The 23,044-nt window shown below is 43.3% G+C and carries 21 protein-coding genes and 4 pseudogenes; 16 read left to right on the forward strand and 9 right to left on the reverse strand.

Annotated elements, in window-relative coordinates:
• Positions 1 to 191: 191 nt before the first annotated feature.
• The 3 genes and pseudogenes from FZ952_RS11955 to FZ952_RS07450 form a co-directional block, all read right to left on the reverse strand.
• Positions 192 to 435, reverse strand: a pseudogene (locus FZ952_RS11955) (IS3 family transposase); the annotation flags it as partial.
• A 158-nt stretch (positions 436 to 593) separates the two neighbouring features.
• Positions 594 to 1,502 (reverse strand): UTP--glucose-1-phosphate uridylyltransferase GalU, encoded by a 909-nt coding sequence (gene galU, locus FZ952_RS07445; RefSeq protein ID WP_148881188.1) that lies wholly within the window; start codon positions 1,500 to 1,502, stop codon positions 594 to 596.
• Between the two features lie 30 nt (positions 1,503 to 1,532).
• Positions 1,533 to 2,549 (reverse strand): NAD(P)H-dependent glycerol-3-phosphate dehydrogenase, encoded by a 1,017-nt coding sequence (locus FZ952_RS07450; protein ID WP_148881189.1) that lies wholly within the window; start codon positions 2,547 to 2,549, stop codon positions 1,533 to 1,535.
• A 159-nt stretch (positions 2,550 to 2,708) separates the two neighbouring features.
• Here FZ952_RS07450 and FZ952_RS07455 point away from each other — a divergent pair.
• The 11 genes and pseudogenes from FZ952_RS07455 to FZ952_RS07515 all read left to right on the forward strand — a co-directional run bounded on the left by FZ952_RS07455 (position 2,709) and on the right by FZ952_RS07515 (position 13,317).
• Positions 2,709 to 4,416, forward strand: a pseudogene (locus tag FZ952_RS07455) (ABC transporter ATP-binding protein).
• Position 4,417: 1 nt separating this feature from the next.
• Positions 4,418 to 6,187 carry an ABC transporter ATP-binding protein gene (locus FZ952_RS07460; protein ID WP_148881190.1) on the forward strand — a complete coding sequence of 590 codons (1,770 nt, stop codon included), beginning with the start codon at positions 4,418 to 4,420 and terminating at the stop codon, positions 6,185 to 6,187.
• A 182-nt stretch (positions 6,188 to 6,369) separates the two neighbouring features.
• A complete protein-coding gene (locus FZ952_RS07465; protein WP_148881191.1) occupies positions 6,370 to 7,059 on the forward strand; it encodes a gamma-glutamyl-gamma-aminobutyrate hydrolase family protein in 690 nt (229 codons plus the stop codon).
• A gap of 255 nt (positions 7,060 to 7,314) precedes the next feature.
• Complete coding sequence (locus FZ952_RS07475; RefSeq protein ID WP_148881193.1) at positions 7,315 to 7,764, forward strand: 8-oxo-dGTP diphosphatase; 450 nt, start codon at positions 7,315 to 7,317, stop codon at positions 7,762 to 7,764.
• Between the two features lie 84 nt (positions 7,765 to 7,848).
• Positions 7,849 to 8,292 (forward strand): dUTP diphosphatase, encoded by a 444-nt coding sequence (locus FZ952_RS07485; RefSeq protein ID WP_148881194.1) that lies wholly within the window; start codon positions 7,849 to 7,851, stop codon positions 8,290 to 8,292.
• 1 nt (position 8,293) lies between these two features.
• Positions 8,294 to 8,830 carry a histidine phosphatase family protein gene (locus FZ952_RS07490; protein ID WP_148881213.1) on the forward strand — a complete coding sequence of 179 codons (537 nt, stop codon included), beginning with the start codon at positions 8,294 to 8,296 and terminating at the stop codon, positions 8,828 to 8,830.
• Positions 8,823 to 10,184: a DNA repair protein RadA gene (gene radA, locus FZ952_RS07495; RefSeq protein WP_148881195.1), complete on the forward strand. Its 1,362-nt coding sequence runs from the start codon at positions 8,823 to 8,825 to the stop codon at positions 10,182 to 10,184. Before FZ952_RS07490 ends, radA begins: the two co-directional genes overlap by 8 nt.
• Positions 10,185 to 10,268: 84 nt before the next feature.
• Positions 10,269 to 10,964: a TIGR00266 family protein gene (locus FZ952_RS07500; RefSeq protein WP_148881196.1), complete on the forward strand. Its 696-nt coding sequence runs from the start codon at positions 10,269 to 10,271 to the stop codon at positions 10,962 to 10,964.
• 135 nt (positions 10,965 to 11,099) lie between these two features.
• A complete protein-coding gene (locus FZ952_RS07505) occupies positions 11,100 to 11,594 on the forward strand; it encodes a beta-class carbonic anhydrase (RefSeq protein ID WP_148881197.1) in 495 nt (164 codons plus the stop codon).
• A 101-nt stretch (positions 11,595 to 11,695) separates the two neighbouring features.
• A complete protein-coding gene (locus FZ952_RS07510; protein WP_148881198.1) occupies positions 11,696 to 12,562 on the forward strand; it encodes an ABC transporter permease in 867 nt (288 codons plus the stop codon).
• Positions 12,559 to 13,317, forward strand: a complete 759-nt coding sequence (locus FZ952_RS07515; RefSeq protein ID WP_148881199.1) for an ABC transporter ATP-binding protein — start codon at positions 12,559 to 12,561, stop codon at positions 13,315 to 13,317. Before FZ952_RS07510 ends, FZ952_RS07515 begins: the two co-directional genes overlap by 4 nt.
• A 540-nt stretch (positions 13,318 to 13,857) precedes the next feature.
• On the opposite strand, the pseudogene FZ952_RS07520 reads toward FZ952_RS07515, so the two are convergent.
• Both FZ952_RS07520 and FZ952_RS07525 read right to left on the reverse strand, forming a co-directional pair.
• Positions 13,858 to 14,696 (reverse strand): annotated as a pseudogene (locus tag FZ952_RS07520) (ISL3 family transposase); the annotation flags it as partial.
• Positions 14,678 to 15,133, reverse strand: a pseudogene (locus FZ952_RS07525) (FAD-dependent oxidoreductase); the annotation flags it as partial. The pseudogenes FZ952_RS07520 and FZ952_RS07525, both read right to left, overlap by 19 nt.
• A 79-nt stretch (positions 15,134 to 15,212) precedes the next feature.
• Here FZ952_RS07525 and FZ952_RS07530 point away from each other — a divergent pair.
• The 5 genes from FZ952_RS07530 (at position 15,213) to FZ952_RS07550 (ending at position 19,383) form a co-directional block, all read left to right on the forward strand.
• Entirely contained in the window at positions 15,213 to 15,569 is a 357-nt protein-coding gene (locus tag FZ952_RS07530) for a DUF1304 domain-containing protein (protein WP_062201219.1), read from the forward strand.
• A gap of 112 nt (positions 15,570 to 15,681) precedes the next feature.
• Entirely contained in the window at positions 15,682 to 16,059 is a 378-nt protein-coding gene (locus tag FZ952_RS07535) for a BlaI/MecI/CopY family transcriptional regulator (protein ID WP_062201216.1), read from the forward strand.
• A 15-nt stretch (positions 16,060 to 16,074) separates the two neighbouring features.
• Entirely contained in the window at positions 16,075 to 17,553 is a 1,479-nt protein-coding gene (locus FZ952_RS07540; protein ID WP_148881200.1) for a M56 family metallopeptidase, read from the forward strand.
• A 401-nt stretch (positions 17,554 to 17,954) separates the two neighbouring features.
• Entirely contained in the window at positions 17,955 to 18,686 is a 732-nt protein-coding gene (locus FZ952_RS07545) for a polyphosphate polymerase domain-containing protein (protein ID WP_148881201.1), read from the forward strand.
• Between the two features lie 13 nt (positions 18,687 to 18,699).
• Positions 18,700 to 19,383, forward strand: coding sequence for a DUF4956 domain-containing protein (locus tag FZ952_RS07550; protein ID WP_148881202.1), 684 nt, complete (start codon positions 18,700 to 18,702; stop codon positions 19,381 to 19,383).
• A 392-nt stretch (positions 19,384 to 19,775) separates the two neighbouring features.
• Here FZ952_RS07550 and FZ952_RS07555 read toward each other — a convergent pair whose 3' ends face one another.
• From FZ952_RS07555 to FZ952_RS07570, 4 genes are all read right to left on the reverse strand, one after another.
• Positions 19,776 to 20,198 (reverse strand): DUF2871 family protein, encoded by a 423-nt coding sequence (locus tag FZ952_RS07555; protein ID WP_148881203.1) that lies wholly within the window; start codon positions 20,196 to 20,198, stop codon positions 19,776 to 19,778.
• A gap of 6 nt (positions 20,199 to 20,204) precedes the next feature.
• A complete protein-coding gene (locus FZ952_RS07560; RefSeq protein WP_148881204.1) occupies positions 20,205 to 20,870 on the reverse strand; it encodes a hypothetical protein in 666 nt (221 codons plus the stop codon).
• Positions 20,871 to 20,901: 31 nt separating this feature from the next.
• On the reverse strand, positions 20,902 to 21,330 hold the full coding sequence (locus FZ952_RS07565; protein ID WP_148881205.1) for a hypothetical protein: 429 nt from the start codon (positions 21,328 to 21,330) through the stop codon (positions 20,902 to 20,904).
• Between the two features lie 67 nt (positions 21,331 to 21,397).
• Complete coding sequence (locus FZ952_RS07570) at positions 21,398 to 21,955, reverse strand: TetR/AcrR family transcriptional regulator (RefSeq protein ID WP_037616618.1); 558 nt, start codon at positions 21,953 to 21,955, stop codon at positions 21,398 to 21,400.
• Positions 21,956 to 23,044 lie beyond the last annotated feature (1,089 nt).

Here is a 23,044-nt window from a genome sequence, read left to right on the forward strand (position 1 = left end):
CATTTTTTTTAATCTGTAGTAAACAACCTAATCCAATAGCTTTCTCTAGGTCATCAAGTGAGTGATAAGATTTTTCATAAGCATAGAACATCTCAGGCTTACTCTATTTTCATGACATAGATGGGTTACTCCTTTGCCTTTAAGAAAATCATGATAAATCTAGCTATAGGGAAAGTTTCCTTTCGATAGATGGTATAACACTTCGGATAGGGTTTCGAAGCTTCAAATTGACGCTGAATAAGGTTGTCAGCTTTTTACCAAGTTTGCTTCGGTAGGAGAATGGACATGCTTGCGATGAATGCGGGCAGAGAACCCTGTGATTATCATCAAACGCTGAACATTTTTGTGATCGACTAGGAAACTAGGATTACAAAGCTCTAAATAAATCCGACGGGAAGCATAGTTGCCTTTATAATCATCATAAATTGCTTGAATCTAATTCCTGAGTTCTTTTTTATCAGGGCTATCAAGTTATCTTTTGAAGTAGATATGCAGTTTATCTTCATAAGTTAATTTCATAATAAAAAGCACCCCAATTGTTAGATTTTGTGTCTAACTTTTGGGGTGCAGTTCAATTTCTAAACTCTATTTCTTTACTTATCAGATGATTTTGCTCCGTCTAATTTCTTTCCCAAATCGATAATGTATTGCTTCAAATCATCTTTAACTTGCGGATGCTTGAGAGCATAGTCGATGGAAGTTTTCATGAAGCCAAACTTATCACCAACATCATAGCGGTCGCCTTTAAATTCGCGGGCAAAAACGCGCTGAGTCTTGTTGAGGGTATCGATGGCATCAGTCAGTTGAATTTCATTGCCAGCGCCGGGAGTTTGTTTTTCTAGGATTTCAAAAATTTCTGGTGTCAGCAGATAGCGGCCGATAATGGCCAAGTCACTCGGTGCTTCTTCTGGTGCAGGTTTTTCAACAAACTTTTCAACGCTATACAGTCCATTGACTCCCTCACCTTGCGGAGCAATGACTCCATAAGCAGAGACTTCGTTGTGTGGAACCTTCATAACAGCGATAGTAGAGGCATGAGTCGCTGCATAGTCATCCATGAGTTGCTTGGTTAGCGGTACTGCCTTGTCATTGGTAATATCCATCAAATCATCACCCAGCATGACAACGAAAGGTTCGTTTCCGACAAAGGCCTTAGCTTGCAAAACAGCATCTCCCAGCCCGCGCGGATGACTCTGACGGATGAAATGTAGACCGATACCAGTGGTTTCATCCACCAACTTGAGTAAGTCGTTCTTGCCTTTTTCTTTGAGGTTGTATTCTAGCTCAAAGTTGGAGTCGAAATGGTCTTCAATCGAGCGTTTTGACTTACCTGTGACAACTAGAATGTCTTTGATTCCAGCCTTGAGGGCTTCTTCGACGATAAACTGAATAGTTGGTTTGTCAACGATGGGCAGCATTTCCTTGGCTAAAGCCTTCGTAGCTGGCAAGAAGCGGGTACCGAGACCAGCAGCAGGAATGACTGCTTTTCTGACTTTTGACATAAGTTTCTCCTTTATAAATAATAGTGCGAATTAAGACCACTCATTTTCAGCTTTGAATTCATTGCTCATCATATCATGAATGGCATCTTTGATATTATGTTCCTCATAGATGACCTTGTAGATGGCCTGAGTGATGGGCATATAGACATCTAGCTCTTGAGCTAGTTCGTAGGCAGCCTTGGTCGTAGAAATTCCTTCGATAACCATGCCCATATTGGCTTCAATATCAGCTAATTTCTCGCCGCGACCCAGCGCATCGCCGGCCCGCCAGTTGCGAGAGTGAACAGAGGTTCCTGTGACAATCAAGTCACCGACACCAGAAAGACCGCTGTAGGTCAGAGGGCTGGCTCCAAGCTTGACACCCAATCGGGTAATTTCAGCCAGACCGCGTGTGATAATGGCAGCCTTGGCATTGTCACCATAGCCTAGTCCGTGGAGAGCTCCGGCTCCAACTGCGATGATATTTTTCAGAGCGCCGGCTGTCTCTACCCCGATGACATCGGTATTGGTGTAGAGGCGGAAGTAGTGGTTGCTGAAGAGTTCCTGTACATACTTAGCGGTCTCCAAGTCCTTGGATGCTGCGGTAATCAGAGTAATATCGCGGACAATAGTCTCCTCAGCATGGCTGGGACCTGAAACGACGACAATCTCGCTACGTAGCTCTGCGGGGATTTCTTCTTCCAAGATGGTTGAGATTCGTTGGTGGCTGTTAGGCTCCAATCCCTTGGAGGCGTGCATGATTTTCACCTTGTGATCCAAGGTCTGCGCTACTTGTTTGGCTACCAGCCGGGTTACTTTAGTCGGCACTACAAAAAGCACAGCATCCACGTTCTCCAGAGCATCTTTTAAGTCATGATAAGCCTTAATTTCTTCGCTCAGCACAGTATCTTTGAAATAGCGTTTGTTTGTATGCTGGTTATTGATTTCGTCAATCTGCTCTGCAATATTGCCCCAAATACGGACTTGGTGTCCGTTGTCATTAAGGACTTGTGATAGAGCGGTTCCCCAAGAGCCGGGGCCAATCACAGCAACTCGTTGTTTATCCATGTTTTCTCCTTACTTCAAGACTCCAGAATGGGCGGAATCAGTTTTAGAGTTCTATACTTTATTTTACCACATAATATACGAAATTTCTTGCTTGACATTGTATTTATCTATGATATAGTAAAAAAGCTAAGCAAAAGTAAGAGAAAGTCAGGAGAAAATATGTTTTTTAAAACCTTATCACGCTATAAATGGTTTGTACTTGGGTCAATCACAATGGCCACCCTGATGATTGCCAGCTCGCTGCTCCAGCCTTGGCTGCTGAAACGTATACTAGATGCGCTCCAGTCAAACAGTGGACAAACAATTTCCAGTACAGGAGTCTGGCTGATTGGGATAGGAATAGTTGGTTTGGTTGCCGGAGGCATCAATGTCATTATAGCGGCCTATATTGCTCAGGCTGTTTCCTCTGACCTTCGTGAAGCAACTTTCCGTAAAATTCAGACCTTCTCTTATGCCAATATTGAGAAATTCAATGCCGGAAATCTTGTTGTTCGGATGACGAATGATATCAACCAAGTGCAAAATTTGGTGATGATGGTTTTTCAGATTCTATTCCATTTGCCCTTGCTGTTCATTGGCTCAGTCATCTTGGCTTTGATGACCCTACCATCACTGTGGTGGATCATTGTCCTATTAATTGTGCTGGTCTCGGGATTGACTGCTTTTAATGATGGGCTTGATGGGACCTCGGTTTAGGAAATTTCAAGTTCTCTTAGAAAAGATGAATAGTATTGCGAAGGAAAACCTGCGCGGTGTACGTGTAGTCAAATCCTTTGTTCAAGAGCAGGAGCAATTTAAAAAATTTAGCCAGATTTCTGATGATTTGCTTTCGCAAAATCTTTTCATTGGCTATGCTTTTTCTATTGTCGAGCCGATTATGATGTTTGTTGGATATGGAGCAGTATTTTTAGCAGTCTGGGCTCTTTCAGGCATGGTCCAAGCAGATCCTGAGATTGTCAACTCGATTGCTTCTTTTGTTGGCTATTTAAACCAGATTATCTTTACGATTATTATGGTTGGATTTTTGGGGAATACAGTAACTCGGGCTCTGATTTCAATCCGCCGAATCAATGAAGTTCTAGATACAGCACCAGCTATGGTATTTAAGGATGTTCCTGATGAAAAACTAGAAGGTAGCCTCACTTTTGAGCATGTGACCTTCACCTATCCGACAGACGAAGAACCAATACTCAAAGATATTAGTTTTGAAGTACAAGCGGGTCAAATGATTGGTGTTGTCGGAGCGACTGGGGCGGGAAAGTCAACCTTGGCTCAACTCATTCCTCGTCTCTTTGATCCACAGGAAGGTTCTATCACGATCGGTGGCAAGGATTTGCGCGACCTGAGTCAGGGCACCTTTCGTAAAAATGTATCGATTGTTTTGCAAAAAGCAATCCTATTCAAGGGAACGATTGCAGACAATTTGCGTCAAGGGAAGTTAAATGCTTCACTGCCTGAGATGGAGCGAGCGGCTCAGATTGCTCAGGCTAGTGAGTTTATCAACCGAATGGAAGATACTTTTGAGAGTGAAGTTGAAGAGCGCGGGAATAATTTCTCAGGTGGGCAAAAACAGCGGATGTCGATTGCTCGCGGGGTTGTCAACAATCCCAATATCCTCATTCTAGATGATTCCACCTCAGCTTTGGATGCCAAATCTGAAAAGCTGGTTCAGGAAGCTCTGAATAAAGAGCTGAAAGGGACAACAACGATTATTATCGCTCAAAAAATCAGTTCGGTTGTCCATGCAGATAAAATTTTGGTCTTAGATCAAGGGCGGCTGATTGGTCAGGGCACCCATTCTGAATTAGTTGCCACCAATAAGATTTACCGCGAAATCTACGAAACACAAAAAGGAAAGGAGGATTAAGATGCGGACGATGAAATTTTTCTGGCAGTATTTTAAACACTACAAACTGTCATTTGTAATAGTTATCCTCATGATTCTCCTGTCCACAGTGCTTCAAGTTCTTTTTCCGATTTACGTTGGTCAGGTCGTTCAGAATCTTGTTGAGCTGGGCTCCGCTTTCGCCGATAATCAGAATACAGAAAGGATTCTTACTGTATTTGGAGGCATTATGTGGAATTTATTTTTCACTTTTTTGTGTCTGTCTCTTTCCAGCATGATTTATATGACCTTGATGTCTCGCGTCATTTCTCATTCGACCAATGAAATGAGAAAGGGCCTTTTTGGGAAGTTAGCTAAGTTGACGGTCTCTTTCTTTGACCGTCATCAGGATGGAGATATCCTCTCGCGCTTTACCAGTGATTTGGACAATATTCTTCAGGCTTTGAATGAGAGCATGATTCAGGTGATGAAAAACATCTTTCTTTATATTGCTCTAGTTGTGATTATGTTTGCCCAAAATGCAAGCTTGGCTTGGGTAACCGTAGCGAGCACGCCTGTTTCCCTTCTTGTCTTGATCACGATTGTCAGGCTGGCTCGTAAATATACAGACCTCCAGCAAAAAGAGGTCGGGAAACTGAATGCTTATATGGATGAGACAATTTCGGGCCAGAAGGCTGTGATTGTTCAAGGTATGCAGGAGGAGGTGATTAAAGGCTTTGTCGCCCAAAATGATAGGGTTCGTTCGGCAACTTTTAAAGGTCGTGCCTGCTCAGGGCTGCTCTTTCCGGTTATGAATGGGCTGAGTCTTATCAACACCGCGATTGTGATTTTTGTAGGTTCGGCTATGTTGCTGAATGATTCGAGTATTGGTACTGCGGTTGCGGTCGGATTGATTACAACCTATTCTCAATTTTCTCAGCAGTACTACCAGCCTATCATACAGATTGCTGCCAGTTGGGGGAGCTTACAGCTTGCTTTTACTGGCGCTGATCGGATCCAAGAAATGTTTGAAGCACCAGAAGAGGTTCGGTCTGAAAATGCACCTGCTTTCACAGAGCTTAAAGAAGGAGTTGAGATCAAGAATGTTGATTTCTCTTATCTGAAAGGTAAGCCAATTTTAAAAGATATCAGCATTTCAGCACCCAAGGGCAAGATGACGGCTGTTGTTGGCCCGACTGGATCAGGTAAGACGACCATTATGAACCTCCTCAACCGCTTTTATGATGTAGACAGTGGTAGTATTGAGTTTGACGGTCGCGATATTCGAGACTATGAGCTGGACAGCCTACGGAGCCATGTGGGCATTGTCCTACAGGATTCGGTGCTCTTTAGTGGCACGATTCGGGACAATATCCGCTTCGGTATGCCGGATGCCAGTCAGGAGATGGTCGAAATCGCTGCGCGTGCGACCCATATTCATGACTATATCGAAAGTCTGCCAGACAAATACGATACTTTGGTGGATGATGACCAGAATATCTTCTCAACTGGGCAGAAACAGCTGATTTCCATTGCTAGAACTCTGCTGACTGACCCACAAGTCTTGATTTTGGATGAAGCGACTTCTAATGTCGATACGGTAACAGAGAGCAAGATTCAGCAGGCTATGGAAGCCATTGTGGCTGGCCGAACTAGCTTTGTCATTGCTCACCGCCTCAAAACTATCCTCAATGCGGACCAGATTATCGTCCTCAAAGATGGAGAGGTTATTGAACAGGGCGATCATCGCCAGCTCCTCAAACTCGGCGGTTTCTACTCAGAACTTTATCATAACCAGTTTGTATTTGAGTAGAAAGTTGAGACATTTTTCCAAACTCTCGTTTGTGCTTATAGTGCATTCGAGAGTTTTTTTATTCGAGAGACATGCAGAGTCTTTGATAAAAATTTTTTATAACCCGCTTTAAAAAAATCTATTGGACGACTGAGAAAAGGCATGGTAAGATATACTATATCAAAATAAGGGGGAATCACGGTATGTGCAGAACAATTGTTGGAATTTCAGCCAATCTTTGTCCAGTAGATGAAGCTGGAAAGAATATTCACACCTCTGTTTCACGCAAGTTTGTGGACGGCGTACGAATGGTTGGTGGCCTGCCGATGGTGATTCCCGTTGGCGATAAAAGTTTAGTTCAGGATTACGTAGAAACCATTGACAAGCTGATTTTGTCAGGTGGGCAAAATGTTCACCCGCAGTTTTATGGGGAGGAGAAGACCATTGACAGCGATGATTACAATCTGGTTCGCGATGAGTTTGAGTTGGCACTCTTGAAAGAAGCTCTGCGCCAAAATAAGCCAGTCATGGCGATTTGCCGCGGTCTGCAGTTGGTAAATGTTGCTTTTGGCGGCACGCTTAATCAGCAGATTGACAATCATTGGCAGGGGCAGCCATTTGGAACTTCGCACTCCATTCGCACGGAGAAAGATAGCGTTGTGGAGTGCTTGTTTGGTCAGGCGAGTCAGATTAATTCTGTCCATCGCCAAAGCATCAAGGACTTGGCGTCCAATTTCCGAGCAACTGCCTTTGATCCAAGAGATAATACCATCGAAGCGATTGAGGCTGTGGATGGCAGTCGTATCATCGGCCTTCAGTGGCATCCAGAGTTTTTGATCAACGAAGAAAAGGGCAATTTGGAGCTCTTCCAATATCTTTTGCAAGAATTATAAAAACTGAAATTGATTTTAGGTAATTTTAAGATAAGCTTTATATAATATAACCATCAAATGAAGACCTCCTAACTTTATTTGATGAAATCCTAAAACTTTTCTTTTTCATAATAATCTCCCTATAAGAACCGCCCAATCGGCGGTTTTTTTGCTGGAAAGGCTGAGCAATCTGGATTTTCAGCAATTTGATGTCTTTTATGTTATAATGAGTCACAAATAGGCCGAGCGAATCGGTCGGTAGATGGAGGAGCAGAGATGTCAAGAGCGGAGCGAGTTATTTTAACAAATATGTGTATGGTTTACGATGGAGACCGCATTTTAGTGCAAAATAAAGTAAATGATGATTGGACCGGCCTTTGCTTTCCAGGCGGTCATGTTGAACATCGGGAGTCCTTTGTTAAGTCAGTGATTCGTGAAGTCAAAGAGGAAACGGGACTGACCATATACGAGCCTCGCTTGTGTGGTGTCAAGCAGTTTTATACTGAAAAAGATGAGCGCTATATCGTTTTTCTTTACAAGACCAATCGTTTTGAAGGAGAGCTGGTCTCGTCCGACGAAGGAGAAGTGTTCTGGATTAAACGCGAGGAACTTGATCACCACTCGCTGGCCTTGAGCTTTAAAGAAATGTATCAAGTTTTCACATCAGATTTGACGGAGCAGTTTACCTATCTGGATAATGGAGAGATCATCAGAGATCTATACTAGGGAGAATCGCCAATCGGCGGTTTTTTTGCTTGTTTTTTGCGAATTTAGTATAATAGGGACAGTAAAAATAGAAAAGAGAACTGTATGAAAATTCGCGGATTCGAGCTGGTTTCCAGCTTTCCAAATGACGATTTGCTGCCCAAGAGAGAGACGGCTCACGCAGCAGGATATGATTTAAAAGTGGCAGAGCGCATCATCATTGCGCCGGGGGAGATTAAGCTGGTTCCGACGGGTGTCAAGGCCTATATGCAGCCGGGCGAGGTGCTTTACCTCTATGACCGCTCGTCCAATCCTCGTAAAAAAGGTCTGGTTTTAATTAACTCCGTTGGGGTTATTGATGGTGACTACTACGGCAATCCTGGAAATGAAGGGCATATCTTTGCTCAGATGAAAAACATCACAGATCAGGAAGTCGTCCTCGAAGTGGGGGAACGTGTGGTCCAGGCTGTCTTTGCACCATTTTTGATTGCAGATGGAGATGAAGCGGAAGGTGTGCGGACAGGCGGATTTGGCTCTACTGGGCATTGAGATGAAAGTGATTTTTGTGCGCCATGGAGAACCAGATTATTCACTCTTGGAAGAGGCTGGTTATACTGGTTTTGGATTAGATTTGGCTCCTTTGTCAGTTGCTGGTCGTCGGATGGCGACAGAGGCTGCTGCTAATCCTTTGCTGGAACAGGCGGAAATTCTGATTTCCTCTTCTGTGACGCGGGCTTTGGAGACGGCCTCCTATCTGATTCGAGACCGCCAACTACCGCTTTTTGTGGAGCCTTTGCTGCATGAATGGCAGGTTTATGAAACGGGAAGAGAGAACTTTGAAAAAGCTCGAAGCCTGTTTTTAGAAAATAATGGAGCCTTGCTCTCCAGTAGTCCTATTCAGTATGAGACAGCTGAGCAGATGAAGTCTCGTTTTGTAGAATGTATGGCAAAGTATCGTGACTACCAGACAGTAGTCGTTGTAGCCCATCGCATGCTCATCCGTCAGTTTGTGCCAGATGAAACTATTGATTTCTGCCAGTTTATTGAATGTGAATTAGAAATAATAAAGGAGATATCTCATCGCTAAGAAAAAAACAACCTTTGTCTGTCAAAATTGTGAATATCATTCGCCCAAGTATCTAGGCCGCTGTCCCAACTGTGGCTCTTGGTCTTCTTTTGTTGAGGAGGTAGAGGCTGCTGAGGTCAAGCATGCCCGCGTTTCCTTGACGGGCGAAAAGACTCGGCCTATGAAGCTGGCTGAGGTCACTTCGATTGATGTCAACCGGACCAAGACGGACATGGACGAGTTCAATCGTGTGCTGGGTGGTGGCGTAGTGCCTGGCAGTCTGGTCCTGATTGGCGGAGATCCCGGTATTGGTAAGTCCACTCTGCTTCTGCAAGTATCCACCCAGCTTTCTCATCAGGGCACCGTCCTTTATGTCAGCGGGGAGGAATCAGCTGAGCAGATTAAGCTGCGGGCGGAACGGCTCGGTGATATTGACAGTGAATTTTATCTCTACGCCGAGACCAATATGCAAAATATCCGTACGGAGATTGAGAAAATCAAGCCAGATTTTCTGATTATCGATTCCATTCAAACAGTTATGTCGCCGGAAATTTCCAGTGTTCAAGGCTCTGTTTCTCAGGTACGAGAAGTGACGGCTGAGCTCATGCAGTTGGCTAAGACCAATAATATCGCGACCTTTATCGTTGGTCACATGACCAAGGAAGGAACCTTAGCTGGCCCCCGCACGCTAGAGCATATGGTGGACACCGTGCTTTATTTTGAGGGCGAACGCCAACACACTTTCCGTATTTTACGGGCAGTTAAAAATCGCTTTGGTTCAACCAATGAGATTGGCATTTTTGAAATGCAGTCCAGCGGTTTGGTTGAGGTTGTCAATCCCAGCCAAGTCTTTCTAGAAGAGCGGCTGGATGGTGCGACAGGCTCTTCCATCGTTGTGACCATGGAAGGGACGCGGCCGATTTTAGCTGAGGTGCAGGCTTTGGTGACACCGACCATGTTCGGCAATGCTAAGAGGACCACGACTGGTCTGGACTTTAACCGAGCCAGCCTCATCATGGCTGTTCTAGAAAAACGAGCAGGGCTCCTCCTGCAAAATCAAGATGCTTACCTCAAATCAGCTGGTGGTGTCAAGCTAGATGAGCCAGCTATTGATTTGGCGGTGGTGGTAGCCATTGCTTCCAGCTACAAAGATCTGCCGACCAACCCTCAAGAGTGCTTTATCGGTGAAATTGGTCTGACTGGCGAAATCCGTCGGGTCAACCGCATCGAGCAGCGCATCAACGAAGCAGCAAAACTGGGTTTCACCAAGGTTTACGCTCCTAAAAACTCTCTGAATGGTCTCAAGGTTCCGAACAATATCCAAGTTATCGGTGTGACAACGATTGGAGAAGTTCTGAAAAAGGTTTTTGGCTAAATTTTATTGTCAGACTAGTTTTTGTTTGCAAAAATATTTTTCCAATGTTATAATCTAATCATATAAAAATACGGAGGTAAGATCATGAGATTTTCCATGGATAGCAATATGCAATTCCCACTCGTTGACTTGCACCTAAATCAAGGTGAGACAGTCTTTATTCAGCGTGGCAGTATGGTCTACCACACGCCTAATGTAACCTTGAACACCCAGCTCAATGCTAGCGGTTCTGGTTTGGGACGCTTTGTCAAAGCAGTCGGGCGTTCGATGGTGTCTGGCGAAAGCACCTTCATCACGCAGGCGGTCGCTCAGTCGGATAATGGCTTTTTGGCTCTGGCGCCGGATGCTCCTGGTCAGGTCATTCCTCTTTATCTGGGAGAGAAGCAGTATCGGCTCAATGACGGAGCTTTTCTGGCTCTTGATGGTACGGCTTACTATACGATGGAGCGCCAGTCTGTTGGCAAGGCTCTCTTTGGCGGTCAGGGCGGTCTCTTTGTTATGACGACCCAAGGGCAAGGCACACTTTTGGCCAATGCTTTTGGATCTATTAAGAAAATTGAACTGAATAACCAAGAAGTGACCATTGACAATGCCCATGTAGTAGCTTGGAGCCAGTCTTTGGATTATAATATCCATCTGGAAAATAGCTTCTGGCAGTCTATCGGAACGGGAGAAGGCGTAGTCAATACCTTCCGAGGTACTGGAGAAATCTATGTTCAAAGCTTGAATCTTCAAACCTTTGCAGGCTCACTCAGCAAGTATATTCCAAAAAGCTCATAAAAAGACAAACTAGGACAGGTGCTGAATTTATCTGTCCTAGCTTTTTTATAAAAAAGCTAACAGCTGACAAATGACCGAAAAGATGGTAAGATAAGAGAAAATTATTTGAATATCAAAGTATCTATGAGGGTGAAAATGTCTTATTTTGAAAATTTTATGAAGGCCAATCAAGCTTATGTTGATCTGCATGGAACAGCACATCTCCCTATCAAGCCAAAAACCAGAGTAGCCATTGTAACTTGCATGGACTCTAGGCTCCACGTGGCTCAGGCTCTGGGTCTGGCTCTTGGGGATGCACATATTTTGCGGAATGCTGGCGGCCGGGTCACGGAGGACATAATTCGCTCGCTGGTCATCTCTCAGCAGCAGCTAGGAACGCGGGAAATCGTGGTCTTGCACCATACAGACTGCGGAGCACAGACCTTTAAGAATGAGGAGTTTGTAGCCTATCTCAACAAAGAGCTGGGTGTCGATGTCAGCGGTCAGGATTTTCTGCCCTTTACAGATGTGGTGGAAAGTGTACGTGAAGATATGAAATTGCTGCGGCAGTCGCCGCTGATTCCGGACGATGTAGAAATCTCAGGGGCAGTTTACGATGTGGACACAGGACGGATGACGGTGGTTAAGTGAATAGTCAGTGAGCCAATTTCTTTGTTTGCGCGTCAACATTGAAATTGGCTGCTTTTTTATGTTAAAATAGAATACGATTTTAATTTAGTTAGGACAATAAGATGATTCTTTCCATTATTTCACAAGGGCTGGTCTGGGCCATTTTGGGTCTGGGGATTTTCATGACCTTTCGGATTTTGAATTTTCCAGATATGACGACAGAAGGCTCCTTTCCCTTGGGTGGGGCGGTAGCCGTCACCTTGATTACCAAAGGGATGAACCCTTTCTTGGCAACGGCAGCTGCGGTACTGGCAGGCTGTCTAGCAGGTTTGGCGACAGGGCTTCTCTATACCAAGGGTAAGATTCCAACCCTGCTATCAGGGATTTTGGTCATGACTTCTTGCCATTCCATTATGCTGATGATCATGGGGCGGGCTAACCTAGGTCTGCTGGGAACTCGGCAGATTCAGGACTTTTTGCCCTTCTCTGGAGACATAAACAATCTCCTGACAGGCTTGATTTTTGTCAGTCTGGTCATTGCAGCCCTGCTCTTTTTCCTAGATACCAAGCTAGGGCAGGCTTATATCGCGACTGGAGATAATCCTGATATGGCACGTAGTTTCGGTATCAATACTGGACGCATGGAATTGATGGGCATGATTTTATCCAATGGCGTCATTGCCTTGTCTGGTGCTCTGATTGCCCAGCAGGAAGGCTATGCTGATGTATCCCGCGGGATTGGGGTTATCGTCGTCGGTTTGGCTAGTCTGATTATCGGGGAAGTTCTCTTTAAGAGCCTGACCTTGGCTGAACGTCTGATTACCATTGTAGTTGGTGCGATTGCCTATCAGTTTCTGATTTGGGGTGTCATCGCTCTTGGTTTCAACACGAGTTATCTCCGCCTCTATAGTGCGGTTATCTTGGCGGTCTGCCTCATGATTCCGACCTTGAAAAATAAATTCTTTAAAGGAGCTAAGTTAAGCAAATGACAGCGATTGTAGAATTAAAAAATGCCAGCAAGCGGGTCAATAACGGCTTTGATGAAGAAAAGGTCATCCTAAACGATGTTTCGCTGGAGATTCATGAGCATGATTTTATCACGATTTTGGGTGGCAATGGAGCAGGGAAATCAACTCTTTTTAATGTCATTGCCGGTACGCTCTCTCTGAGCAGCGGAAGCATTTATATATTAGGCGAAAATGTAACCAACTTTTCTCCTGAAAAGAGAGCTAAATATCTGTCGCGGGTCTTTCAAGATCCCAAGATGGGAACGGCTCCTCGGATGACGGTGGCAGAAAACCTTCTGATTGCCAAGTTTCGTGGCGAATCGCGCGGTCTAGTCCCTCGTCGGCTGAATAGCCACCGGCAGGAATTTCAGGAGACCATCGATAAAATTGGCAATGGTCTGGAAAAACATCTGGATACGCCGATAGAGTTTCTCTCTGGTGGTCAGAGACAGGCTTTAAGTCTGCTGATGGCGACCCTCAAGCGCCCAGAACTGCTTCTTTTAGACGAGCATACGGCAGCGCTGGATCCAAAAACCAGTGTTGCCCTTATGGAGCTGACTGATGACTTTGTCCAAAGAGACCAACTGACGGCCCTCATGATTACTCATCACATGGAAGATGCCCTCAAATACGGCAACCGGCTGATTGTCATGAAGGAAGGTCAGATCATCCAAGACCTCAAGCAGGAAGAAAAGGCCAAGCTGACCATAGCTGACTATTATAGCTTATTTGAATAAGATTGTGAGCTGATATTTTCAGCTCTTTTTAGTTGCAAAAATTATTTAAAAAATTTATATTTTTTGATTGTAAACGCTTGCATTTTTCTGTGCAGAGGAGTATAATATAAGTAAAGATAGGGAAAGGAAAAAATTAATTTCGCATTCGATTTGCTTTGCTGATAAATATAGATGTTTATAACATATAAGTAGTTGCTTTACTGGACTATTGGTTAAATCATTAGATAGGCCTGCTTAGCTTATCTGATTATGACGGTGGGATAGAAAGTAGAAGCTTTTAGATGGTTTTCAGACTTCAAGATGTTAATCAATAGTTGCTTTATTATAAATGTTTCTGATGCTAAGATAAAAGAAAATCATTAGCGGTTAAAGGAATTAAAAATTTAATAAATTAAATAATCAACAATCAAGTTGTTGTTCAGTTCCGAATGAGATGAACTGAATGTTCTCAAATATCAGCAAGGTAAGTCAGACCTCTAGCCGAGTAAAGCTAGAGGTCATTTTCTTGGCTCTTTGTCAACTGTAGTGGGTCGATGTCAGCTAACATCTGGAGAGGACCGGATTGGTTCTCTCCTTTTTGATATTCAAAGCGATGAGGATTCTAGTTTTGAAGTTTTCAAAATTCCGAAAGCCAAAAGCGTTGCGCTTGATAACCTTGATGAGGTTGTTAGTAGCCTCCAGTTTTGCATTTGAGTAAGGGAGTTCAAGAGCGTTGATAATTTTATCTTTGTCCTTGAGAAAGGTTTTAAAAACAGTCTGAAAGATAGGATTTACATAAGAAATGGTATCTTCAATGAGTCCAAAGAAATGATCAGTCTGTTTCTCTTGGAAATGAAAGAGTAAGAGCTGGTAGATTTCATAGTGTTCTCTGAGTTCTTGAGAGTAAGAGAGAAGCTTTTCTAGAATCTCTTTGTTGGTCAAGTGCAAGCGAAAAGTTGGGCGCTAAAAGCGTTTATCGCTGAGTTTCCGACTGTCTTGTTGGATCAGTTTCCAGTAGCGTTTCAGCGCTTTGTATTCGTACGATTTTCGATCCAACTGATTCATAATTTGGATGCGAAGACGACTCATAGCCCGGCTAAGATGTTGTACAATGTGAAAACGATCGAGGATGATTTTAGCGTTTGGAAATAGTTTTCTGGCAATATCGTAGTAGGGACTAAACATGTCCATGGTAATGACTTTAACTTGGTTTCGGACCTGTCTGGAATAGCGCAGAAAGTGATTGCGAATCGTTACTTGTGTCCGTCCGTCTAGGATAGCTAGGATCTTTCTGGAATCGAAATCTTGAGCAATAAAGCTCATCTCTATCTTCCGATTGAAACAGTCACTTCCCTGACTGTTTCCACATCCCAAGACATTTGTTCTGGAAGCCAGTTGAGTCATAGACATGCTCGGTTTCAGTCAGTCCTGGAATTGGCAGGACATTGGAAACTGCACCAGTATTGATGACAATAGTTTCAGTAGTCAGTTCCTCTTTTTCATCGCCAGCTGTGATTTCGATGACCTTATTTGAAAGGAAATGAGCTTCCGCATCCATGATGTCGACACCAGCGCCACTGATTGCTGCGTAGTTTTTCTCGTTGAGACGGCTGGTTACAGCGTTCTTTTCAGCCATGACTTAGTCGAAAGCTAGGCCTTTTTCAGCTGCGACAAGCAGAGTTTTGGTTGGGATGCAGGCGATATTGATACAGGTTCCTCCGTACATGACCTTGCTACGCTCAATCAAAGCAACTTTTTTTCCTTGAGTCGCCATTTTGGCTGCCAATGTTTTACCGGCCTTACCAAAGCCGATGACAATTAAATCATAGGTTAACATAATTTACCTCTTTATTGGTACTAAATTCTAGCGCTATGTTATACTTCTTTTCGTCATAAATTTCTATAAGGAGAAGAAAATGTCTATTTTTACACTGATTTTGGCAAGTTTGGTTGCCTTGGAATTTTTCTATATTATGTACTTAGAGACTATCGCAACGACTTCAGCTACGACAGCACGGGCCTTTGGTATGTCTCAAGAGGAGTTAGAGCAGAAGTCGGTCAATACTCTTTTCAAAAACCAAGGAGTTTATAATGGTCTGCTGGGTATTTTGGTTTTAATTGCGGCCTTTGTGCAGCCTAATCCAGTTTGGCTGGGAATTTTTATGGTTTATATCATCTTAGTAGCGGCTTATGGTGCAGTTACCAGCGATCCGAAAATTCTGCTCAAGCAGGGTGGTTTGGCAATGTTGACTTTGCTGAGTTTATTTTTCTAAAAAGGAGCGGGAAATAGTGATTTCCCGCTATTTTTTTACATAATGATTGACTTTTTTGTTAGACATGTGTAGAATAAAGTTAGAAATAGCCTTTAGAAAGTATATAAAAACAATGAAAAGTTCAATGAAACGTTTGCCAGATGGTGAATTTGCTATCTTAAAGATTATTTGGCATTTGCCAAACCCAACGACTTCAGCCCAAATCATGGAAAAATTGGGAGAAGACAACCATTGGAAACCTCAAACTTTGTTGACGGTCTTAGCACGCTTGACGGAAAAGGGATTTTTAGAAAGCGTCCGCAAGGGGCGTGAAAGGCAGTACACAGCCTTGATTTCGGAGGAGGAATACCTAGAAGTGGAAACGTCAGACTTCCTGAAGCGCTACAGCGGTCATTCCATGGGTGGTTTTGTCAAAACACTTTTTTCGTCTAATTCATTTTCAGAAAATGAACTAGATGAGTTGCGTAATCTCCTGAATCAGAAAGAGTAAGATGAGGTAATAGCCATGAAACAGCTCCTTTTGTCCTTCCTGCTGACCAGTCTTTCGACATCAATTTTGGTTCTTTTGCTAAGTCTTCTTTTTGCGGCTTTAAAGACCAAGATTTCGGTCAGGGTCAAATATTTTATCTGGTTTCTGGTCCTGCTGAGTTTTCTTGTCCCATTTCGTCCCCAATTGGGCTCAGGCTTGATTCGGCTGAATGCTGGACCGGCTGTTCAGACGGCAGTCACTGCTGTTGGGACAGATGGAGCACAAGGAAGTTCGCAAGTAGCTGAAAAAGCTGCCCAGTCAAATCTGTGGGAGGCTTTTTTAAGGCTACCGTGGTTTGAAATTCTCTTTGTTGTCTGGCTGGTCGGCTTTGCCTTTAGCTTAGGTAGGTATGTTTATTCCTATATTCGCTTCAGAAAGATGTTGCAGCGTTGGGGGACAGAAGTTCAAGACGAGGGAACGCTTGCTCAGTTGCCGATTGTTCAGCAGGAAATGGGGATTAACAGCAAGATTCGTCTGCTTCACTATCCTATGACTCAAAGTCCGATGTTACTTGGATTCAGAGACATTTTGATTGTGTTGCCAGAACTGGACTATACAGAAGAAGAACTGCAGTTGATTTTCAAGCATGAGCTGACTCACTACAAGCACCGAGATATTTTGGTCAATCTCTTAGGGATTCTTGCTAGGAGCTTGCATTGGTTTAACCCAGTTGTTCGCTTTGCCTGTCGGGAGATGCAAGAAGTAGGAGAAATGTACTGTGACTATGATGTTCTAAGTAGCCGAGACACGGAGTATCGTACTTTTTATGGCGAAACGATTCTGACCATGATCGATCGTAGCAAAAAGAGCCCTATCGCCCTGACGACTTGCTTTTACTCCGACAAGTTTAATCTTAAGCGGCGGATTATTGGCATTATGGATAGTCGCCTGCCTAAAAAGTTTTTATCCACTGCCTTTATAGTGGCAGCTCCTTTCCTTTTGCTGCTGTCTAGCTCGGTCTTTGCCTTTGAAAGTCCAGATGTCCAAGTGCAGAAGAGCAAGCTGGTGACCAGTCAGAAGCAGTCTCAAGGGCTCAGCCAGAGTCAAGCTCTAACTGCGGCCCTAAAAGAACTGTCTCTTGCTGAAAAGGATGTTAAAGACCTGCAGGTTGTGCGTGAAAAAGATACTTATAAAATTCGTTTTTCTCACGAACAGACAGTTCATGAGATTATTATCAATGCCAAGGATGGGAAGCTTCTCCAGTCCAAGCAGCACACCACTATCGAAAAGACAGTGACAGTCGAGAAAGAAGTCAGTCCTTCCTCATCGGCTACTGGAGCCAATCCAGCCAACCATGAAACTCCAGTCACAGGACAGACGGGAACAGCCAGTTCTTATAGTACGGGAACTGGTGCCGGCGCGACAACAGTACAGCCCCCTGCCCAGAATACGGTTTCTCAGGATGATCCAGATACTGATGATGATCAAGACGATGACGATGATGACGATGATTAGATAAAAGAATTCTGCTGGTCTAAGTTTCTTAAAAACTTGGGCTAGTAGATTTTTTTATCTTCTCAGGTTCTTTGAAAAGTTGATGTTAGATCTCCTTAACGAACCTCAGCTGTTCGCACCAACAATCTTTCAGTCCGTTTTCTAACCTAAATTTGCTTTTCTTTAATTATTAGAGGAGACTCGTTCATTTTTTTAGAAAAATCACTCATTTGGCTCTTGACTTCCAAGAACGACAAGTGTAGAATATAACTATAAACTACAATTGTAGAAAGTCTTTTGAAAATACTGTTAGGAAAGGAGAAGACAGATAAAGTTTAGCCAGATGCTTGTGAGATGTAGAGCGGAAGCTCTCTTTCTTTTAAAAGAACAAACTACATTTGTAGAATAAAAGGAGAATTTAAATGAAACAAAAGCAAATCCAAACAAACTTCCAACGTATCGAAACCAAGTATATTCTAGACCGAGCAACGCTTGCTCTGCTAGAGGCTGAGATGCAGGCTTACCTGATTCCAGACGATTATGCGACTTCGACAATTTCCAATGTATATTTTGATAATGATGATTTCCAGATGATTCAGGATTCGATTGCCAAAAAAGGCGGGCGTGAAAAGTTGCGGATGCGAACTTATGTGGAAGAACCAACAGATGATAGTCAGGTATTCTTGGAAATCAAGAAAAAATGTGATGAAGTAGGTTTTAAATACCGTCTAGTTTCAAATCTAACCTCTGTTGTCAACTATATTGAGAACGGTCTAGCAGATCAGACTATTTCTGACGAACGTGTTAAGGCAGAAGTGGAAGAGCTACAGGAGCGCTATGTGGACTTGAAGCCAAAAATGGTAATTAGCTATGAGCGCTATTCGAGGAAGGGCTTAGAAGACAAAAAAGTTCGTGTGACGGTCGATTCCAATATCCGTTACCGAGATTATGATGTAGACTTAACTTCAGGCCGCTATGGTTTACCTTTATTGGAGGAGGGTCAGGTGATTATGGAAATCAAAATTTCCGGTCAATATCCTCAGTGGTTGGCCGATATCTTAAACAAGTACGGCATTGAGGAGCAGTCCTTCTCAAAATATGGCAGAGCCTATCTAAAAATGAAGGAAAGAATGGCTCAAACGCTCAAGTCCTAAGGAGGGATAGCCTATGCTTGATCAGCTATTTAACAGTATTTATTCCTCAGCTGAGGTAAAGATTAATCTCTTAGCTCTACTTTTTTCTCTGGCAATCAGCTTAGTTTTGGGAATCGTTTTGGCCAAGGTCTATAAGCACCAGACCATCTATACCAAAGAGTTTGTCATCACTCTTTCCCTTTTGCCGACGATTGTTTCTATGATCATCTTTTTGGTTAATGGCAATCTGGGTACCAGTGTCGCCGTAGCGGGGACCTTCAGTCTGATTCGCTTCCGATCGGCAGCAGGAGGCTCCAAGGAGCTCTTGGCTATCTTTATGGCGACAGCGATTGGGATTACGACAGGTATGGGCTTTGTAACTCTGGGAATCGTCTTTACTCTCTTTATTTCCTTAGTTTGGCTGCTCTTTGAAAAGATGACCTTTAGCTCTGTCAGTCAGACCAGACGCTATGTTCAGATTCAGATTCCGGCTGATTTCGACTATGAAGTTCTTTTTGAAGCTCTCTTTGAAACGGCCTGCAAGTCGGTTGAGTTGACCTCTATCCAGTCGGCTGCAAAGAAGACCATCAAGCTAGACTATGTAATTGATTTGAATCCTGAGGTAAGCGATAGGGAGCTTATTCAGCAATTCCTGCGCTATGATCAGATTCAGGATATTGCTTTTTCCAAAGCCGCTAAGAAACGCAAAACTCTCTAAACGAGAAAAGACCAGCTGTTATGTGACAGTTGGTCTTTTAACTTGGTAGTAAATGTAGACTTAAAAGCATTGGACGAATTTTCAAGGTGGTGAAAAATTCTCATTTTCTCTCTCGAACATGTTGGTTTATATTTTTAAAATAGTGCCAGAGCTAAATTGTTGCGATACTCATTCTCCATATCGGGGGTACTTATAATATGAAAGATTCTCAGAGCAGAAAAAAGCAGCCACTGTTGTGGTGACTGCTCAGTTAATCACAAATATTCGAAGCAATAGGTTGCAAGGATGACATTTCTAGGGAATAAGTTTCCCTAATGACATAAAGTGACGATTATTCTCGGTCTACCGCTTCGCTGAGAATGTCCGATAATCAGGAATAATATTAGGAGAATCTAGCGCATCTCTGACATACTGCGCTTGACTTGTAGCAACAAGAGCAGCAAACTGACTCCAAGCAGGATATGTCCAATCCCAGCGATGCTGGAGATTACCGCACTCATACTAGAGGAGAGAGCCACTCCTAATACTTGCGTCACACCCCGCACCACAAGCATCACAGCAGTTAGGTTCAGACCGATATGATAAGTCAGCAACAGACGCTTCGTCTTTGCTCCAGTAAAGGAAAAGTTCTTTTCTAGCAGGAGCAACAAAAGGAAGACGACCATGCCCAGCAGGAAGTAGTGTGTATGCACGACTCCGAGGGAGGTTTTGGCAGTAAAACTATTGAATTTAGTGAATTCGCGGTAAAACACACCTCCCGCCATAGCAAGGATGGCATAGAGCATAGAGGCGTTCATGTATCGTTTCAAGTTCATTTTTCTTTACTCACATTCTTTTTTCATTGCAAAATATCCGATGAACACTGTCCAAACATAGGCACAGGTCTTGGGAATCATCAGCATCCCGACCAGAGGAAGAGTATCTGCCCATAGCACTACTGGGATATAAAAAGCAAAGCTGAGCACAATAGTCAGCCACATCCAGCGGAAGGCTTGATCCCTGTGTTCCTTTGTACTCTGATAGAAGAACACAATGATTAATAAACCCATTAGCGTAAAGGGAATGTTGCGATAGATGCCCCAAGAAAGAGGGGAGTCGGAACTTAACCATTGATTCTGCGGCATCATGCAAAGCAGAATCCGTACACCAGCTAAAGCGTACACGACGGCAGTCAGACCATTCTGCCCTTTGACTTGATACCGCTGCTGCCAGACATAGTAAAGCAGCACATAGAAGACGGTCATGGTGACGGAGGTAATCCACTTTCCAAGACCTAGAGGAACGGTAAATTGTCCAAGTCCAGTGGTGCATAGTGCCAGCGCACGGGGAATCAGATGGAAAGAATCACCTGCTCCCAGTACCACCGCCATCCATCCGAATAAACGGAATTGAGAATTTCTCTTGCTTTTACGAATCATCAGGATGCCAATGGTCATGACGGCTACCAGATAGACAGCGTCAAAAAGTGTTTCTACGATTGCTTGCATCAATTAATCGCCTCTTTTCTTAAATTATTCACTATCTTTCTTTGTCAGCGGCAAATATCGCTTTGCCAAAGTTAAAGCCAAACAAGAGCCCTGCCAGTAAAAGAGAAGCTCCCAGACCGGTATAGAAAAACGCGATAAATCGCTCTGGTGCAAAACCGCTTGACCGTAACCAGATACCGACGGTCATCATCATCGCCATGATAGCAAAGGATTTTCCGTCAAAGAATTTGAGAAAAAAGTGGCGTTCTTCTTGATAAGCACGAATCCTGCTTGTATGCTTTTTGACCAGTTTGCCGAAAATAAAGATTTGAAACACAGCGAAAACCAGTGCGGTCAGCAGATAATTTACTATTCCTTGATAGGCAGGATAGGCTAAAAGTCCAATGCGAAGGATGTTAAAACCTGCTGTGGTCCATACAAGACAGGCGATAAGTAGCAAGGTATTTCGTTTTACCTTCATGAAATAGCTCCTTTCTGAACAACGTTCAATTTACTGGATAAAAATTTCCCACAATTCAGTAGGAATTTTAATAAAGCGTTCGGCGGATAATCTCCAGCACGGCTGAGGGGTCATAGTCTTGCCGCAGTAGAGCCGAAATCATTAGGGAAAATAAGACATCCGCAAATTTTTCTGCGGTAAAGTCTTCCGTGAAAGCATCTGCCCGAATGTTGACATCTTGTTTCAAGACAGAGCACAAGCCAGCTAAAATATGCTGCCAAGTCTGCTGCATCCGCTGCTTGCCGTCAGCTTTGTCTTCCCGCATGAAGCCGAGAGAATGCAGAGTGAAAAAGCCAGGATACTGTTTGCAGCCGTAGGCCATTCGTTCGTAAATCCATGTCACACAGGCCTGAATATCCTGAAATACGGCAGCATCTTCGGGGCGGTGAAAAATCTCGCACCAGACACTTTCCACGGTAGAACTGATTAAGTCTGTCTTGGAATCAAAATAATTGTAGATAGAGCCTACCGATACCTCGCAGGCAGCCGCGACCGAGCGAATGCTGACCGCAGACCAGCCCTGCTCTTGAATCAGCTCTCGGCTCGTTTTTAATATTTTCTCTTTTGACGTTACAACTGTATTCATTTGGTCACCTCAATATGAACGTTGTTCACTTTCATTATACTGAAAAAGAGATTTACTGTCAAGTTTTGAAACTATCCATTGGGGTGGTGCTGTAAGTGAGTCCTTTAGAGTACCATCTTAAATCGAATTATCCATACTACAAATACCACACATTTGTAAAGAGTCATGCGAGAAAGCGTCGTCTGTAGAATGTAAGAATCGTAAAAACATTGCTCGATGTAAGGTTTCAATAGAAGAAGCCGATACGACTCCCACTATATCAATTAATTAAAGTTTATTTTAACCAATTGGATTTTCAGGAACTCGTCATGAGGGATAGTTCTCCAATATCACGCTGCTAACTAATCTTCCCCTAGATTGACGGGAAATATGCTTTCATCTAGTAAAAGCATGACATGAAAATAGTTTCTCATTTGAAGGAGTGGATTTTGTTTCTAGCATTCAAAGAGATTTTGTTCAGCCACGGGTGACTAATGTCCAGGCCCTCTACAAGAACCCAGACATTATTCTAGCCGATGATCCGACGGCTAGCCTGAATATCGAGCAGGCCAAGCGCGAGATCCACCTGTTCAAAGAAGCAATACGAAAATGCGACAAGAATGTGGCTGTGTTCCCCTACCATAGCTGCCTGTTTAATGAGGTCGGAAAGATCTATCAGATGTAGGATAGGTATTGAGAAAGGTAAGATGACAAGGTAGGTCTCCCTACACTAACAAAAGTACCCCTGCATGTCTATTTGATTAGTGAATTCATATGTTTGAATAAGTGCATAAAACTTACTAGGATAAGCAACAAAGAAAGATTCGACATAATTTATCTTTGCTGCTGTTTTATTTACAAAAGATCCTTTGAAAGGCTACGATAGTAGGTTTTTAAAAAATTTAAATGTGTGGCAAATAGAACTCTTTTCAAACTTTTAATATTTGAAGTAAGGAGTATTAAAAGTTTGAATTACCTTTTTTCTATCCTCAGCCTTAACAAAAGTGTTGAAGCAAAACGAAAAGCATCAACAATAAAAGAGCATTGGCTGCTATTGTTGATGCCAAGATCACCTTTGAATTGATTAAGTATTCGAAGTCTGTTATTCAG

Source organism: Streptococcus sp. Marseille-P7376 (assembly GCF_902460385.1).
Taxonomy (GTDB): Bacteria; Bacillota; Bacilli; order Lactobacillales; family Streptococcaceae; genus Streptococcus; species Streptococcus sinensis.

Coding starts and splice junctions, on each gene's coding strand:
- FZ952_RS07465 (WP_148881191.1), top strand. CDS start 6,370: ATGTGCAGAACAATTGTTGGAATTTCAGCCAATCTTTGTCCAGTAGAT.
- FZ952_RS07485 (WP_148881194.1), top strand. CDS start 7,849: ATGAAAATTCGCGGATTCGAGCTGGTTTCCAGCTTTCCAAATGACGAT.
- FZ952_RS07510 (WP_148881198.1), top strand. CDS start 11,696: ATGATTCTTTCCATTATTTCACAAGGGCTGGTCTGGGCCATTTTGGGT.
- FZ952_RS07450 (WP_148881189.1), bottom strand. CDS start 2,549: ATGGATAAACAACGAGTTGCTGTGATTGGCCCCGGCTCTTGGGGAACC.
- FZ952_RS07555 (WP_148881203.1), bottom strand. CDS start 20,198: ATGAACTTGAAACGATACATGAACGCCTCTATGCTCTATGCCATCCTT.
- FZ952_RS07540 (WP_148881200.1), top strand. CDS start 16,075: ATGAAACAGCTCCTTTTGTCCTTCCTGCTGACCAGTCTTTCGACATCA.
- FZ952_RS07460 (WP_148881190.1), top strand. CDS start 4,418: ATGCGGACGATGAAATTTTTCTGGCAGTATTTTAAACACTACAAACTG.
- FZ952_RS07570 (WP_037616618.1), bottom strand. CDS start 21,955: ATGAATACAGTTGTAACGTCAAAAGAGAAAATATTAAAAACGAGCCGA.
- FZ952_RS07560 (WP_148881204.1), bottom strand. CDS start 20,870: ATGCAAGCAATCGTAGAAACACTTTTTGACGCTGTCTATCTGGTAGCC.
- FZ952_RS07530 (WP_062201219.1), top strand. CDS start 15,213: ATGTCTATTTTTACACTGATTTTGGCAAGTTTGGTTGCCTTGGAATTT.
- FZ952_RS07515 (WP_148881199.1), top strand. CDS start 12,559: ATGACAGCGATTGTAGAATTAAAAAATGCCAGCAAGCGGGTCAATAAC.
- FZ952_RS07490 (WP_148881213.1), top strand. CDS start 8,294: ATGAAAGTGATTTTTGTGCGCCATGGAGAACCAGATTATTCACTCTTG.
- FZ952_RS07500 (WP_148881196.1), top strand. CDS start 10,269: ATGAGATTTTCCATGGATAGCAATATGCAATTCCCACTCGTTGACTTG.
- FZ952_RS07505 (WP_148881197.1), top strand. CDS start 11,100: ATGTCTTATTTTGAAAATTTTATGAAGGCCAATCAAGCTTATGTTGAT.
- FZ952_RS07565 (WP_148881205.1), bottom strand. CDS start 21,330: ATGAAGGTAAAACGAAATACCTTGCTACTTATCGCCTGTCTTGTATGG.
- FZ952_RS07475 (WP_148881193.1), top strand. CDS start 7,315: ATGTCAAGAGCGGAGCGAGTTATTTTAACAAATATGTGTATGGTTTAC.
- FZ952_RS07535 (WP_062201216.1), top strand. CDS start 15,682: ATGAAAAGTTCAATGAAACGTTTGCCAGATGGTGAATTTGCTATCTTA.
- FZ952_RS07550 (WP_148881202.1), top strand. CDS start 18,700: ATGCTTGATCAGCTATTTAACAGTATTTATTCCTCAGCTGAGGTAAAG.
- FZ952_RS07545 (WP_148881201.1), top strand. CDS start 17,955: ATGAAACAAAAGCAAATCCAAACAAACTTCCAACGTATCGAAACCAAG.
- galU (WP_148881188.1), bottom strand. CDS start 1,502: ATGTCAAAAGTCAGAAAAGCAGTCATTCCTGCTGCTGGTCTCGGTACC.